We start from the raw sequence: 14,860 nt of genomic DNA on the forward strand, positions 1-14,860 counted from the left end.
GCCGCCGCCCATGAGCCTGCATCCCGCCATCCAGTCCGTCACCGACCGCATCGTCAAGCGCAGTGCCGCCTCGCGCCGCGCCTATCTCGAAGGCATCGCGCGCATGCGCGACGAAGGCCCGCTGCGCGGGCGCCTGAGCTGCGCCAACCTCGCGCACGGCTTCGCCGCCTGCGGGCCGGTCGACAAGCAGCGCCTGCGCGGCGCGCCGACCGCCAACCTCGGCATCGTCACCGCCTACAACGACATGCTGTCGGCGCATCAGCCCTACGAGGCCTATCCGGAATTCATCCGCGAGATCGCGCGCGGACTCGGCCACACCGCGCAGGTCGCCGGCGGCGTGCCGGCGATGTGCGACGGCGTGACCCAGGGCCGTGCCGGCATGGAGTTGTCGCTTTTCTCGCGCGACGTGATCGCGCAGGCCACGGCCATCGCGCTGTCGCACGACATGTTCGATTCGAGCGTGTACCTGGGCATCTGCGACAAGATCGTGCCCGGCCTGCTGATTGGCGCGCTGTCCTACGGGCATCTGCCGGCGATCTTCATTCCCGGCGGCCCGATGACGCCCGGCATTCCGAACAAGACCAAGGCCGAGGTCCGCGAGCGCTACGCCGCCGGCGAGGCCACGCGCGAGGAACTGCTGGAAGTCGAGGCGCAGTCCTATCACTCGGCCGGCACCTGCACGTTCTACGGCACCGCCAATTCCAACCAGACCATGCTCGAGGCGATGGGCGTGCAGTTGCCGAGCGCCGCCTTCATCAATCCGGGCACGCCGCTGCGTGAGGCTTTTACCCGCGAAGCGGTCGAGCGCGCACTGGCGATCACCGCGCTCGGCGACGACTACCGCCCGCTGGGCGAACTGATCGACGAACGCGCGATCGTCAACGCGGTGGCGATGCTGATGGCCACCGGCGGCTCGACCAACCACACCATCCACTGGATCGCGGTCGCCCGTGCCGCCGGCATCGTGCTGACCTGGGACGACATGGACCTGCTGTCGCAGACCGTGCCGCTGCTGGCGCGCGTGTATCCAAACGGCGAGGCCGACGTGAACCGCTACCACGCGGCCGGCGGCAACGCCTACGTGTTCCGCGAACTGCTCGACGCCGGCCTGATGCACGGCGACATCCTCACCGTGTCCGAAGGCGGCATGCAGCGCTATGGCGAGGAGCCCAGGCTCGACGGCGGCCGCGTGCACTACGTGCCCGGCCCGGCGGTCAGCGGCGACGACGGCGTGCTGCGTCCGGTCTCCGCGCCGTTCGAGGCCCAGGGCGGTCTGCGCCTGCTGCGCGGCAACCTCGGGCGTTCGCTGATCAAGCTCTCGGCGGTGAAGCCGCAGTACCGCTCGATCGAGGCGCCGGCCGTGGTGGTCGATGCGCCGCAGGCGCTCAACCGCCTGCATGCCGCCGGCGCGCTGCCGCAGGATTTCGTCGCCGTGGTGCGCTACCAGGGTCCCAAAGCCAACGGCATGCCGGAACTGCATTCGCTGGCGCCGTTGCTGGGCATGTTGCAGAACCAGGGCCGGCGCGTGGCACTGGTCACCGACGGCCGCCTGTCGGGCGCATCGGGCAAGATTCCCGCCGCCATCCACATGACGCCGGAAGCCGCGCGCGGCGGCCCGCTCGCCTATGTGCGCGAGGGCGACATCATCCGTCTCGACGGCGAGGCCGGCACGCTCGAAGCGCTGGTCGATGCCGAAGAATGGGCGCGCCGCACGGCCGCGCCGGACACCGCCCCGGCGCCGACCGACTACGGCCGAAACCTGTTCGGCTTCAACCGCGCCAACGTCACGCCCGCCGACCAGGGCGCACTGTCGATCTCCTGCGGCCCGGCCACCACCGATGGCGGTGCCTGGGATTACGACGCCGAATACGATCTCGGGGCCGATGCTGCGGCCGCCGATGCCCCGCATGCTGAAAAGGATAATTGAGCCGATGTCCCACGTGTCCCCGATGTCCGAGCGCCAGACCCGCGCCGCCGAACTCCTGCGCACCGCCGGCGTGCTGCCGGTGATCACCGTGCACAGCCTCGACGAAGCGCGCGCGATCGCCGATGCACTGCTCGAAGGCGGTCTCAACACGCTCGAACTCACGCTGCGCACGCCGGTCGCGATTGAAGCGCTGGCGATGCTCAAGCGCGAGCGTTCCGGCATCGTCATCGGCGCGGGCACGGTCCTGAGCGAGGAGAACATCCGCGCCTCGATCGACGCAGGCGCCGATTTCCTGGTCACGCCGGGCACCCCGGCGGCGCTGGCCGATGCGCTCGCCGCGGCGGACATTCCGGTGGTGCCGGGCGCCGCCACGCCGACCGAGTTCATGGCCCTGCGCGAGCGTGGCTTCCGCAACTGCAAGCTGTTCCCGGCGAGCGCGGTCGGCGGCCTGGCGATGCTCAAGGGCCTGGCCGGTCCGCTGCACGACATGCGCTTCTGCCCGACTGGCGGCATTTCCGAATCGAACGCGGCCGAGTTCCTGTCGCAGCCGAACGTGCTGTGCATCGGCGGCTCGTGGATGCTCGACAAGGCGTGGCTGGCCGCCGGCGACTACGCCCGCGTGCGCGAGACCACCGCGCGCGCGGCGCAGATCGTGCGGGACGTCCGGGCGAACTAAGCGGACGCGGCTTGCGGGCTGCCGGTCCGCGCCAAAAAAGCTCAGCGGCCGACTGCCGTCATCTGGCGACCGCCGGGATGACGGCACATGACCAGGGGACCTCGTGTCCTCCATCCGCCCTGCTCGCAACGCAGCGTGTAACCGGTTCCAACGGGTGATAGCGTCGGGGTCCCAGAGACCGTCGGTTCCCGCATGCCCATCCGATCCCGCTGCGCCGCGTCGCCTTGCCCGCAGCTGCCGCGCACATCCATCGCGCAGCCGCTGCTGGCCGCCCTGCTCGCCTGGTCCTCCGTCGTCTCTGCCGCCTTGCCGCCGCGCGGCGAATGGACGGCCTCCGCGTCGTCGACGCAGGTGGCGGCGCTCTCGCCGGTGCACGCGATCGACGGCGACCGTAGCTCGCGCTGGGGCGGCAGCTTCTTGCCCGGGCACTGGTTCCAGGTGGACCTGGGGCGCGCCGCCGACGTCGGCGGCGTCTCGATTCTCTGGGACAGCGGTTTTCCGGTGCGCTGGACGCTTCAGACTTCGCTCGACGGCACGCACTGGGACGTCGCCTACACCAGTGTGGATTCGCGCGGCGACACCGACCTGATCGTCTTTCCCGCGCGGCAGGCGCGCTACATCCGGATCGCGAGCCCCTCGAAGTCCTCCGACTGGGCAACCTCGATCTTCGAATTCGAGCCGATCGCCGCCGACGCCGCGCCACGTCTGGACGGTCTGGCCGCGGTCGTCGACGGGGCCCGCCTGTTCGCCGCGGACGCGCCGCCCGCGCGTGTCGAAGCGCGCGGCCCCGCGCCGCGCACGCGCCAGCTCTCGCTCGAGTTGCCGCGCGCTGACGCCATCGCCGGGCTCGAGGTCTGGTGGGACGGGCCGCGTAACGGCGCAACGCTCGAAGCCCGCGACGCGCAGGGACGCTGGACCGTCGTGGCCGAGGACCCGGGCCGCGACGGCACGCGCTCCTGGCTCGCCGGCGAGGCCGCGATTACGCCGACCGCCTTGCGCCTGGTGCTCGGCGACGTGGCCGATGGCGCGCCGTCGATCGCCCGCTTGCGGCTGCTCGGGCCCAGGCAGGTGCGCACCCCGACGCGCCGCTACGAGATCGCGGCTTCGCGCGCGCATGCCGGGCTGTTCCCGTCGTCGCTGCACCAGCAACAGGTCTACTGGACCGCGCTGGGCATTCCCGCCGGGCGCCAGAAATCGCTGCTCGACGAGTACGGCAATCTCGAGCCCTTCAAGGGCGGGCCGATGCTGCAGGCGGTCTGGCGCGGCGACGATGGCAAGGCCGCGGTGGCCGACAACGACCCCGACCGGCGTCATGCGCTGCGCGAGCGCTGGATGCCGATGCCCTCGGTCGAATGGCAGGCGCAGCCCGGTCTGACGATCCGCAACGAGGCCTTCGCACTCGAGCAGCACGGCCAGCCGGTGACGCTGGTGCGATACCGGCTGCACAACGCCGGTCGCGCGCCGGTGGCGGGCACGCTGTCGCTTTTGGTGCGCCCGCTGCAGGTCAATCCACCGTGGCAGCACGGCGGCTGCTCGCCGATCCGGCGGATCGCGATCGATGCCCTCGACGACCGCACGCGCGTGCGGGTCGACGGCCGCACCCTGCTCGCCTCGCTGACGCCGGTCGGCGCGGCCGGCGCGGCGCCCTTCGGTGCGCACGGCGAAAGCGAGATCACTGCGTACGCTGCCCGCGGAACGCCACCGCCCGCGCGCGAGGCACGCGATCCCGACGGTCTCGCGGCCGGCATGCTGGCCTATCCGGTGCGCCTGGCGCCCGGCGCGCGCTCGGACATCGTCGTCGCCTTCCCGCTGGGCACCGCCGCGCTCGATCCGGCCAAGGGCGATCTGCCCGAGCCGCCCGCGCTCGACCTCGCCACGCTCTCTGCCGGCGCCACCACGCCGTCCGCCGCGTTCGACGCGCAGGCCGCGCGTGTCGCGGCAGGCTGGACGGCCCGCTTCGACGGCTTCGACGTCCGCCTGCCCGACCGCGATCTGGTCGACATGCTGCGCGCGCAGGGCGCCTACATGCTGGTCAACCAGACCGGCCCGGCGATGCAGCCGGGGCCGCGCAACTACAACCGCTCGTTCCTGCGCGACGGCGCGGCGACGGCCGCGGTACTGCTGCGCATGGGCCAGCCGCAGATCGCGCGCGACTACCTGCGCTGGTACACCGACCATGCGCTCAATCCCGACGGCATGGTCTCGCCCATCCTCAACGAGGACGGCAGCATCAATCGCGGTTTCGGCTCCGACATCGAATATGACAGCCAGGGCCAGTACATCCAGCTGGTCGCCGACGTGGCACGGCTCGACGGCGGTCCGGACACCGTGCGCGAATACCTGCCGGCGGTGACGTCGGCGATGCGCTTCCTGCAGACGCTGCGCGAACGCACCCTGGTGCCGGATTACATGGGCACGCAGCCGTCGCCGGAACGCTTCCGCGGCATCCTCGCGCCGTCGATCAGCCACGAGGGCTATTCGACGCCCACGCACAGCTACTGGGACGACTTCTACGGCATCAAGGGCTGGCACGACGGCGCATGGCTCGCCGACGCACTCGGCGATGTGCAGACCGCGAGCTGGGCCCGCGAACAGGGCCGCCAGCTGTCGGATGCCGTCGCCGCATCGATCCGGGCGACCATCGCGTGGAAGGGCATCGACTTCCTTCCCTCGTCTGCGGACCTCGGCGACAGCGACCCGACCAGCGTGTCGATCGCGCTCGACCCCACCGGCGCGCGTCACGTGCTGCCCGGGCGCGAACTGCGCACGACCTTCGATCGCTACCTCGCCCGGCAGTTCGGCGACCGCCTCGCGCCCGACGCGCTGTGGGCCTACACGCCTTACGAGGTCCGCAACGTCCTGACCTTCGTGCACATGGACCGGCCCGCCGATGCGCTGACGGTCCTGCAGGGCCTGCTCGCCGACCGGCGCCCGCGCGCCTGGCAGATGTGGCCCGAGGTCGTGCATTCGCGGCCGCGCTATCCCGGCTATATCGGCGACATGCCGCATACCTGGATCGGCGCCGAGTACGTGCGCACGCTCGTCGGCATGCTGCTGCATGAGGGCGACGACGGCCTGCACCTGCTGCCGGGCACGCCGCCCGCCTGGCTCGCGGGCGATGGGCTGGCGGTGCGCACGCTGCCAACCGCCTTCGGCCCCCTGACGATGGCCGCGCGGCAGACCGGCGACCGGCTCGAGCTCACGCTGGATGCGCCGCTGCGCGACGCACCGTCGGTCGAGGTCGTGTGGCCCAGCCGCACGCGGCCGACATCGGTCCAGGTCGACGGCCGCGAGATCACCGACTACGACGCACGCGGCGTGCGGCTGGCAGCGCCCTTCCGGCGACTCGAAGCGCGCTGGTAGGCGCGCGCTTCGCGACGTTCAGTCGAGCTGGCGCGCCGGCAGGCGCAGCGCGGCGCGCGCGCCGATGTCGGCGGCGGACTGGCCGAGCACGATGTCGTAATCACCGGCCGCGATGCGCCAGCTGCGGTCCTCGGGGTGATAGTCGGCGAACAGGCGCGGCGCGAGTTCCACTTCGACCTCGCGCGACTCGCCCGGCTGCAGCTCGACACGCTGCCAGCCGACCAGACGCAGCGGCGTGGTGTGGCCTTCGGGCAGATGCACGTAGAGCTGCGGCACGGTGGCGCCGGCACGATCGCCGGTGTTGCGGACATTGAAGCGCGCGAGGATGCGCGCGCCTTCGCTGCGCACCGTGAGATCCGAAGTGGCGAAGGTTGTGTACGACAGACCGTGGCCGAAGGCGTAGCGCGGGGTCAGACCCTTGGCCGCGAACCAGCGATAGCCGACGTTGGCGCCCTCGATGTCGTAGTCGATCGTGTCCTCGGGCTTCTGCGGCGGGTTGAAGCCGAGCCCCGGGATCGACGGGCGTGGCAGCTGCGACACGTCGACGGGCCAGCTCACCGGCAGGTGGCCGGACGGATTCACCGCACCGGTGAGCAGCTGCGCGATCGCCTCGCCGCCGCGGATGCCCGGATACCACGCCTGCAGCACGGCCGGTACGCGCTCGACCCACGGCATCTCGATCGGGCCGTTGGTCTGCAGCACCACGATGTTGCGCGGATTGGCCGCGGCCACGGCGGCGATCAGCGCGTCCTGGCCATCGGGCAGGCGCATGTCCGGCAGGTCGACCGACTCGGCCGCCCATTGCGTGGCGAACACGATGGCGACGTCGGCCTCGCGCGCGAGGCGTGCCGCGGCGGCGCGATCGCGACCATCGGCGAAGTCGATGCGTGCATCCGGCAGCGTCGCGCGCAATGCGAGCAGCGGCGAAGACGGCTGGAACATCACGGGCCCCGGCCACGTGGTCGGCTTCAAACCGCTCACCGCGGTGGTGCCGCGCGAGGTCCAGCCCACCATCGACGAGCCGCCGCCGGCGATCACGCCCTTGTCCGCGTGCCCGCCGATGACCGCGATGCGACGCACGGTCTTCGCCAACGGCAGCGTGGCGTTCTCGTTACGCAGCAGCACCGCGCCGGCCTCGGCCGTGCGCTGCGCCACGTCGAAACCGATCGCATCGAGCGCATCGTCGACCGGCTGTCGCTGAGGCGGGTGTTCGAACGCGCCGACCGCGATGAAGCTGCGCAGGATGCGATGCACCATGTCGTCGAGCCGCGCCTGCGGCACGGTACCGGCGCCTACCGCCATGCGCAGCGGCCCATCGAAATACACGGCCTTGTCGAAGACCTCGCCGGCCGACTGCTGGTCCAGACCGGCGTTCGCGGCCTTCGATGCACTGTGCACGCCGCCCCAGTCCGACATCACGTAACCGGGGTACTGCCAGTCGCGCTTGAGCACGTTGTTGAGCAGTTCGTCGTGCTCGCAGCCGTAGGTGCCGTTGATGCGGTTGTAGCTGCACATCACCGAGCCGGGCTTGCCGATGTCGATGGCGATGCGGAAGGCTAGCAGATCGGATTCGTGCATCGCGCGGTCGCCGATCTCGGCGCTGTGGAAGTTGCGCGCGGTCTCCATGTCGTTGAGCGCGTAGTGCTTCATCGTCGAGAGCACGTGCTGCGACTGCACGCCGCGGATCGACTCGCCGACCAGCGTGCCGGCAAGCAAAGGGTCTTCGCCGGCGTACTCGAAGTTGCGCCCGTTGCGCGGATCGCGCTGCAGGTTGACGCTGCCGGCCAGCAGCACGTTGAAGCCTTGCCGCCAGGCTTCGCGGCCCATGGTCTCGCCGCCCTTGAAGGCGATCTCGCGGCTCCAGGTCGAGGCGGTCATCGGGCCGGACGGCATCGCGGTGGCGTGGTCGCCTTCGCGTGCACCGCCGGGATTGGTGACGCCGAGGCCGGCATCGACCAGCCCCTGCGACGGAATGCCCAGGCGCGGGATCGGTGCGACGTAGCCGGCCGCGACCAGCGCCTCGTCGGGCTTCTTCTCACCGATCGCGAAGCGGCTGCGGATCAGCGCGAATTTCTCGTCTTGGGTCATCTCCGCGACCAGCAAGGCGGCGCGTTCGTCGGGTGACTTCGCCACGTCCATCCACGGCTGCGAGGCCGGTGCGTCCTGCGCGAATGCGGGCATCGCCGCGAGCAACGCGCATGCCAGCATGCGCACCGGAAACCTGGTCTTCATCGAACGCCCCTCCCCTCGAAATGTGTGCTTTGCAGAAGCGGCCCACGGCCGCGATGGCTTCACCGGGAAGCCCATCGCGGCCATGGGCCGCACCTGCAGCGTTCGCGCCCGCCGACGAGTGCCGGCAGGCGTCGTGACTCAACCCGCGCCGGCGATCCGCACCTTCGCGCCGGCGCGCGTGATCCGCAGTTCGTTGCCCTGCCACTGCGCCGGCTGGCCGTCGATCGTGGTCGCGCCCGGCACGCTCGAATACGGCCACTGCAGCACCAGACCGCCTTCGGGCAGACCGCTGTTCGCGGCGACGTCGAGCAGCAGCGCGTCGCCGTCACGGCGCAGCGAATAGCCCACCGTGCCCTGCGGCGTCCGCATGCCGCGCAGTGCCACGCCCTCGTCCAGCCACGCGGCCGGCACGCCGGCCGCGAGCACCAGGCTGTCGTCGACCTCGCGCACGTAGGCGAACATGTCCAGCGCCGAGCGCACGAAGTCGGAACCCACCCAGGCATGCGGCAGATCGCCGAGGAAGAACGGCTCGCGCGGCGTCGGCGTCACCACCTCGCCCCACTGGTTCCAGGGCTGCGGCGCGCGGTGACCGAAGAACCACTCGCGCACTTCGTTGGCGCGCTCGCGCCAGCCCAGACGCACGAACGCGGCGACGTTGCGCCACTCGTAGGGCGTGTAGTTCTTCCATTCCAGCGTGCCGTCGCGGCGGCCCGAGAACTGCGTCCAGTAGCGCTCGAAGGTGTTGGTCAGCAGCGGCTCGGGCAGACGGCCCTGTTCGCCGCCCGGCGCCAGCGCGATCGTCGTCGAGGTCGCGTCGAAATCGCCGAGTTCGGCGGCGCCCGGCAGGAAGTCGATGCCGTGCTGCTCGGCGGCCTTGCGCAGGGACGCGTCGAGATCGACGCGGAACTCGTCGCGAGCCGCGGCCATGCGCTTGGCGTCGTCGGCCTTGCCGAGCGCCTCGGCGATCTCCACCGCGTCCTTGTAACCACGCAGCGCCCAGAAGTTGTCCCAGTACGAATGCATCGGCTTGGCCGAATAGCCTTCGTGGCTGATCGAGGCCGGCATCATCCCGTAGAAAGCCGCATTGCGTTGGCGGTTCTCCTCGGTGCGTTCGCTGGCGCGCAGCTCTTCCATGTAGGTGTAGGCGCCGAACACGTGCGGCCACATCTTCTGCAGGAAGGCGTCGTCGCCGGTGTAGCGCCAGTACTCGGCGATGTTGAAGATCAGCTCGCCATGGCTGTCGTTCTCCGGCACCGGGTCGCTGCCGCGGTCGTCGACGCAGCACGGCACCTTGCCGTTGTCGAACTGGTAGGGCGCGTAGAACTCGACGTATTCCTTGACCACTTCCGGGCGGCCCATGCGCAGCAGGCCTTCGGAAATCATCGCGCCGTCGCGGATCCAGCTGCGCGCGTACGAACGCGTGCCCGGTTGCAGGCGCGGGCCGATACGCGAGATCAGCATGTGCGCCAGCGACGTGCGCAGCGTGTCGGCCAGATCCTTGCCGGCGGCCGGCACGTCGAAGCCCACTTCATCGAGCTTGCCGTGCCACTCGCGCGCCATCGCGTCCTGCATCGACTGCGCATTCCAGTTCGCCGGCGCGCTCGACATCTCGCCGGTCATCGGAATCAGCAGATCGAACTCGCGTGACTCGCCCGGCGCCAGCCGCACGTCGTAGACCATCGCGCCGGACGCCAGCGCCTGCGGGTCGTCGACTTCGGTCGTCGACGGCCAGGTGCCGGTCGCCAGATGCTCGACGTCCATGCCCGCATCGAACGTGGTCGCGAACGCGGCCTGCGCCGGCTGGCGTGCGAACACGCGCGGCGTGCCGTCGACGCGCACGCCGTCGGTGCTCACGCCGAGCTGGCGCAGCGGGCTGACGCCGCCGGTGATGTTGAGGAACTGGGTCGGCGGGTTGACCTGCATCGGCCGCACCGCGAGCGCGAGCTGGTAATCGCGCGCCTCGTTGCCGGGATTGGTCAGGCGGTAGCGCGCGACCAGCTGCGAATCCTTGGGCGTCCCGCGGGCGAATCCGGTGACGCGCAGGTTCAGCGCGTCATGGGTCCAGTCGACACTCGGGATCGGCAGATAGTCGTCCTGCAGGGTCTGCGCGATCTTGGCGTCGGCCCAGGTCACCAGTGCATCGCCGACGCGTACGAAGGGCTCGATGGAGAACCCGCCGGCCGCGACCTCGATCGCGCCGTCCTCGCCGATCAGGCCCTGCTCGTAACCGCCATCGAGACCGAGGATGGTCCAGTAGGCCTGCTCGCCGCTGAAACCACGCGGGAACTGGCCCTTGGGCCGGTCCCTGGCGACCGCTTCGAGCACGTCGTTGGGGTGCTCGGACATCGCCAGCGGCTGCACCGCAACTTCGCTCAATGCGAAGCCCTCACCGGGACCGCCCTGCAGATCGAGACCGATGTAGCGCGCCTCGGCCTCCGGCAGCGACAGCCAGTCGATGCCGCCGTTGCCCGCGGTGACCTCGCGGACCTGCGTCCAGGTCTCGCCGTCGCTCGACAGCGAGACCGTATAGGCCGATGCATGACGCCCCGGCTGCCACTGCAGGCGCAGACCGCCGAATTCCCGGGTCTTGCCCAGATCGAGCACGAGGTTCTGCGGCGCGGCCGGCGTGACCCATGCGCTTTCGGCGTTGCCGTCGACGACATTGCCGACATCGGCAGGCGTGGTCGTGGAGGCCGCGCTCGCGGTCAGCGGCGAGGTGTCGTCGGCCGGCAGCGCTTCGAACGTCAGCTGGTCGAAGCAGACCGTGCCCTTGCCGCCGGCGTTGTTGTAAATCGTGAACTCGATCTTCTCGCTGGCCCGCAGCGTCTTGTCTTCGTCCGGTCCCCAGGCCTTGTCGATGTGGCGCTTGCGATAGCGCACGTCGGTCCAGTCGTCCGGGAAATCGTATTTGGGCCGATTGACCCACCACACGTTGTCGCCGCTGGCGTCGATGAGCTTGAACTGCAGGTCGTTGGCCGGCGACTCGCCGCGCATGCGGAAGGCGAAGCGGTAGTTTTCCGGATACTCGAGCTTGAGCGCACGCTGGATGCCGACGTGGCCGGATACGCCGTTGTAGTCGTAATCCAGGCACACGGCCTTGCCGCCGTCGACGTCGACCTGGCGCAGCGTGCCGGTGACCTGGTTGGAGGTCACGAGGGTCCACGTCGAGGGATCGTCGAAGTCGTCGAGGATGCGGATGCCGTCGCCGCCTGTGGCAGCTGCCGTCGTCGCGCCGTCGGGCGCGGGCGAGACGTTGCAGGCCCCAAGCGCGGTGGCCAGCGCGGCGATACCGAGTGCGCGTACCGCGTTTCGAAATTGGAGTGCGCCAGCAGGCGTCATGTCGGTGTCGGCAGGCGCGCAGGTCGCGCGGGTGTCGAGGGTCTTCATGCGGTGCGTTGGCTCCGTGGTTCGGACGGGTGTTGCGATTCGATCTGGAGATGCGTCGCTGTCGAGTCGCGTTTCAGGCGGGAAAAGCGCGCACTCGACACGATGTCGTTGCCATCCATGGAGTCACACTTCTGGCGCAGGAACGCCCTGCCCGGCCATCCGTGGCCGGGCGTTCGCCGACGCGCGAACCTTCGGTTCGCAAACGCGTCGGCTCACCCCTTCACGCTGCCGAGCAGCAGGCCCTGGATGTAGTAGCGCTGCAGCGCGAGGAACAGCAGCAACACCGGAATCACGGTGACGACGGCGCCGGCCATCATCATCTCGACGTCCTGGATGTGCTCGCGCGACAGTGCCGCCAGTGCGACGGGCAGCGTGTAGTTGGTCTGGTCGGTCAATACGATCAGCGGCCACATGAAGTCGTTCCACGCGGCCATGAAGGTGAAGATGGTCAGCGTGACCAGCACCGGCTTGAGCATCGGCAGCACGATCTGGAAAAAGATCCGCAGCTCGCCGGCGCCGTCGATGCGCGCGGCCTCCAGCAGTTCGTCGGGAATCGACCGCGCGTACTGGCGCACCAGGAAGATGCCGAACACCGTCGCCAGACCCGGGATGATCACCGCGCCGAAGCTGTTGACCAGGCCCATGCCCTTCATCATCAGGAACAGCGGCAACATCGCCACCTGCGCGGGAATCACCAGCGCGGCCAGCAGGATCTGGAACAGCCGCTCTCGGCCCTTGAACTGCAGCTTGGCGAAGGCATAGCCGGCCATGGTGTTGACCAGCAGCGCACCGAAGGTGATCGCGGCCGAGATCATCAGACTGTTGGCGAAGTAGCGGCCCATGCCGGCACGCGCGAACAGCTGCTGGTAGTTGTCGAACGTCAGTGCGGACGGCAGCAGCGGCGGCGGAAAGCCGCTGGCCTCGCCGGTCGGCATGAACGACACCGACAGCATCCACGCCAGCGGCGCCAGCGCCACGACGGCCAGTGCGACCAGCCCACCGTTGACCAGCCACGCCGACCAGCGCGAGGCGCCGACTTCGCGATACCTGCCCACCGCGCTCATACCAGCTCCCTCCGGCGCCCGAAGCGCAGCAGCAGCGTGGTCACGCCGAGGATGATCAGGAACAGCAGGAAGGCCACCGCCGACGCACGGCCGAGGTTCCACCACATGAAGCCTTCCTCGTACATGAAGTACAGCACGCTGACCGTGCTCTGCAGCGGATCGCCGCGGGTCATCACGTAGGGCTCGGCGAACAGCTGGAAATAGCCCGACACGGTGATCACCGCGACCACCAGCAGCACCGGCCCGAGCATCGGCAGCGTCACGTGCAGGAACTGCTGCCAGCGCGAGGCGCCGTCGATGCGCGCGGCCTCGTAGAGGTCTTCGGGAATCGCGGCCAGACCCGCGATGAAGATCACCATGTTGTAGCCGAAGTTCTTCCACACCGCGAACAGGATGATCGTCGGCATCGCCCAGGTCGGATCGCCCAGCCAGTCGATCGGCGCGATGCCGACGTGGCCCAGCGCCCAGTTCACCAGGCCGTAGCTGGTGTGGAACAGATAGCGCCAGATCACCGCCACCGCGACCAGCGTGGTCACCACGGGCGCGAACAGCGCGGTGCGGAACAGACCCTTGAAGCGCGCGACTTTGGCGTTGAGCAGCAGCGCCGCGCCCAGCGACACGCCGATCGACAGCGGTACGCCGATGACCACGAAGTAGGCTGTGTTGCCCAGCGACTTCCAGAACAGCGGCGTCTGCAGCAGATCGAAATAGTTGCCCAGCGCGACGAAGCGCAGGTTCGACAGATCGGCCAGCGCGTAGAGATCGAAATCGGTCAGGCTCAGCAGCAGCGCCGAGGCGACCGGAATGCCGAAGAAGATGCCCAGAACGATCAGCGCCGGGCCGGCGAAGATCCAGCCGGCGGTACTAGCGCGCATGGGTCGCTCCCGTGTGCAGCGCGGTCGCAGGTGCGGCGCCCGCTTCCGCTTCGCGCTCGCGCACCCAACGGCGCTTTTCAAGCAGTGTGTCGACGCGCGCATCCAGATCGCGCAACGCCTGTTCCTGGGCCATGCCGCCGCGCACGACACGTTCGCTCATCAGGCGCATTTCCTGCACGATCCGCTCCCACTCCAGCACCTTGGGCGTCGGTTCGACGCGCTCGAGCTGGTCGCGGAATGCCTGCGCATACGGGTCCTCGCGCAGCTGCGGGAACTCCCAGGTGCTGCGGCGTGGCGGCAGGTTGCCGATCATCGCGTGGAAGCGCTGCTGGATGTCCGGACGCGACAGGAATTCCATCAGCTGCCAGCTCGCTTCCTTGTTGGGCGAATCGCGGAACATCACCAGCGAGGTGCCGCCGGCAATGCCTGCGCCCGGCCCGTCGGGACCGGGCAGCGGCGCGGTGCCCCACTGGTCCTGCAGCTCGGCAGGCAACCGCGTGCGGAACTCGCGGATGTTCCAGGGACCGGACACGTAGAACGAGAAGAAGCCGCGGCCGAACTCGTCCCAGACGTTGGAGATCTGCGTCTCCGACATCTTCGGCGCCCAGCCCTTGTCGAACATGCCGGCATAGAAGCCGAGCGCGCGCTGGAAGCCGGGGCTGGAGAAATTGCCGCGGCTGTCGTCGTCGCGCAGCAGCGGATCGTCCTGCTGCAGGCCGAAGGACAGCAGCTGCTCGAACTCGTTGAGCGGCAGCATCACCGCGTAGCGGTCCGGACCGACGTGCGCCTTGACCGCCGCCATCGCGGTTTCCCATTCCTGCCACGTGCGGGGCAGCATGGTCACGCCGGCGGCGGCGAGGATGTCCTTGCGATAGAAGATCAGGCGCGTGTCGACGTACCAGGGCACGCCGAGCAGCGTGTCGTCGACGACGTTGGTGTGCCAGATGCCGGGGAAGTAATCCGCTTCGTCGATGACCGTCGAGCGGTCGACGCGCGACTGCAGCGGTTCCAGCGCGCCGAGCACCGCGAACTCCGGCACCCAGGTATTGCCGAGCTGGCAGATGTCCGGCAACGCGTCGGCCGCGAACGCGGTGAGCAGCTTCTCGTGCGCCGAGGTCCACGGAATCTGCTGGATCTCGACACGGATGCCGGGATGTTGGGCCTCGAACTCCCGGACCAGTTCCGACACCACCTCGGCCTCGCGGCCCATCGCCCAGAAACGGACGACCGTCTGCTCGTCCCGCTTCGCGCAGGCGGCGAGCAGCGCGACGGCCAGCAGCAGGCAGATGACGCGCGCCGCCGCGGTGAAGCGGCGGGCGCGTGGCACGTGTCGGAA

At 69.6% G+C, this 14,860-nt stretch carries 8 protein-coding genes; 3 read left to right on the forward strand and 5 right to left on the reverse strand.

Annotated features, from left to right (window positions below; translation table 11 throughout):
• Positions 1-10 precede the first annotated feature (10 nt).
• The 3 genes from edd to E2F49_RS04955 all read left to right on the forward strand — a co-directional run bounded on the left by edd (position 11) and on the right by E2F49_RS04955 (position 5,966).
• Positions 11-1,927, forward strand: a complete 1,917-nt coding sequence (gene edd / locus E2F49_RS04945) for a phosphogluconate dehydratase (RefSeq protein WP_133392844.1) — start codon at positions 11-13, stop codon at positions 1,925-1,927.
• 22 nt (positions 1,928-1,949) lie between these two features.
• Positions 1,950-2,603, forward strand: a complete 654-nt coding sequence (gene eda, locus E2F49_RS04950) for a bifunctional 4-hydroxy-2-oxoglutarate aldolase/2-dehydro-3-deoxy-phosphogluconate aldolase (protein ID WP_133393462.1) — start codon at positions 1,950-1,952, stop codon at positions 2,601-2,603.
• 192 nt (positions 2,604-2,795) lie between these two features.
• Positions 2,796-5,966, forward strand: a complete 3,171-nt coding sequence (locus E2F49_RS04955; protein WP_133392845.1) for a discoidin domain-containing protein — start codon at positions 2,796-2,798, stop codon at positions 5,964-5,966.
• Between the two features lie 18 nt (positions 5,967-5,984).
• Here the strand turns inward: E2F49_RS04955 and E2F49_RS04960 are convergent, their stop codons facing one another.
• The 5 genes from E2F49_RS04960 to E2F49_RS04980 form a co-directional block, all read right to left on the reverse strand.
• Positions 5,985-8,198: a beta-glucosidase family protein gene (locus E2F49_RS04960; protein WP_133392846.1), complete on the reverse strand. Its 2,214-nt coding sequence runs from the start codon at positions 8,196-8,198 to the stop codon at positions 5,985-5,987.
• Positions 8,199-8,336: 138 nt separating this feature from the next.
• Positions 8,337-11,537: a discoidin domain-containing protein gene (locus E2F49_RS04965; protein ID WP_133393463.1), complete on the reverse strand. Its 3,201-nt coding sequence runs from the start codon at positions 11,535-11,537 to the stop codon at positions 8,337-8,339.
• A gap of 260 nt (positions 11,538-11,797) precedes the next feature.
• Complete coding sequence (locus E2F49_RS04970; RefSeq protein WP_133392847.1) at positions 11,798-12,649, reverse strand: carbohydrate ABC transporter permease; 852 nt, start codon at positions 12,647-12,649, stop codon at positions 11,798-11,800.
• A complete protein-coding gene (locus E2F49_RS04975; RefSeq protein ID WP_133392848.1) occupies positions 12,646-13,524 on the reverse strand; it encodes a carbohydrate ABC transporter permease in 879 nt (292 codons plus the stop codon). Before E2F49_RS04975 ends, E2F49_RS04970 begins: the two co-directional genes overlap by 4 nt.
• Entirely contained in the window at positions 13,514-14,851 is a 1,338-nt protein-coding gene (locus tag E2F49_RS04980; protein WP_484496908.1) for a sugar ABC transporter substrate-binding protein, read from the reverse strand. Before E2F49_RS04980 ends, E2F49_RS04975 begins: the two co-directional genes overlap by 11 nt.
• Positions 14,852-14,860 lie beyond the last annotated feature (9 nt).

Origin of the sequence: Luteimonas terrae, assembly GCF_004358165.1 — a bacterium.
GTDB classification, from domain to species: domain Bacteria; phylum Pseudomonadota; class Gammaproteobacteria; order Xanthomonadales; family Xanthomonadaceae; genus Luteimonas; species Luteimonas terrae.

What these genes read in the sequence shown, in the direction of transcription:
- E2F49_RS04955 (WP_133392845.1), top strand. Translation starts at nt 2,796, where the DNA reads ATGCCCATCCGATCCCGCTGCGCCGCGTCGCCTTGCCCGCAGCTGCCG.
- E2F49_RS04965 (WP_133393463.1), bottom strand. Translation starts at nt 11,537, where the DNA reads ATGACGCCTGCTGGCGCACTCCAATTTCGAAACGCGGTACGCGCACTC.
- edd (WP_133392844.1), top strand. Translation starts at nt 11, where the DNA reads ATGAGCCTGCATCCCGCCATCCAGTCCGTCACCGACCGCATCGTCAAG.
- E2F49_RS04970 (WP_133392847.1), bottom strand. Translation starts at nt 12,649, where the DNA reads ATGAGCGCGGTGGGCAGGTATCGCGAAGTCGGCGCCTCGCGCTGGTCG.
- E2F49_RS04975 (WP_133392848.1), bottom strand. Translation starts at nt 13,524, where the DNA reads ATGCGCGCTAGTACCGCCGGCTGGATCTTCGCCGGCCCGGCGCTGATC.
- E2F49_RS04960 (WP_133392846.1), bottom strand. Translation starts at nt 8,198, where the DNA reads ATGAAGACCAGGTTTCCGGTGCGCATGCTGGCATGCGCGTTGCTCGCG.
- eda (WP_133393462.1), top strand. Translation starts at nt 1,950, where the DNA reads ATGTCCGAGCGCCAGACCCGCGCCGCCGAACTCCTGCGCACCGCCGGC.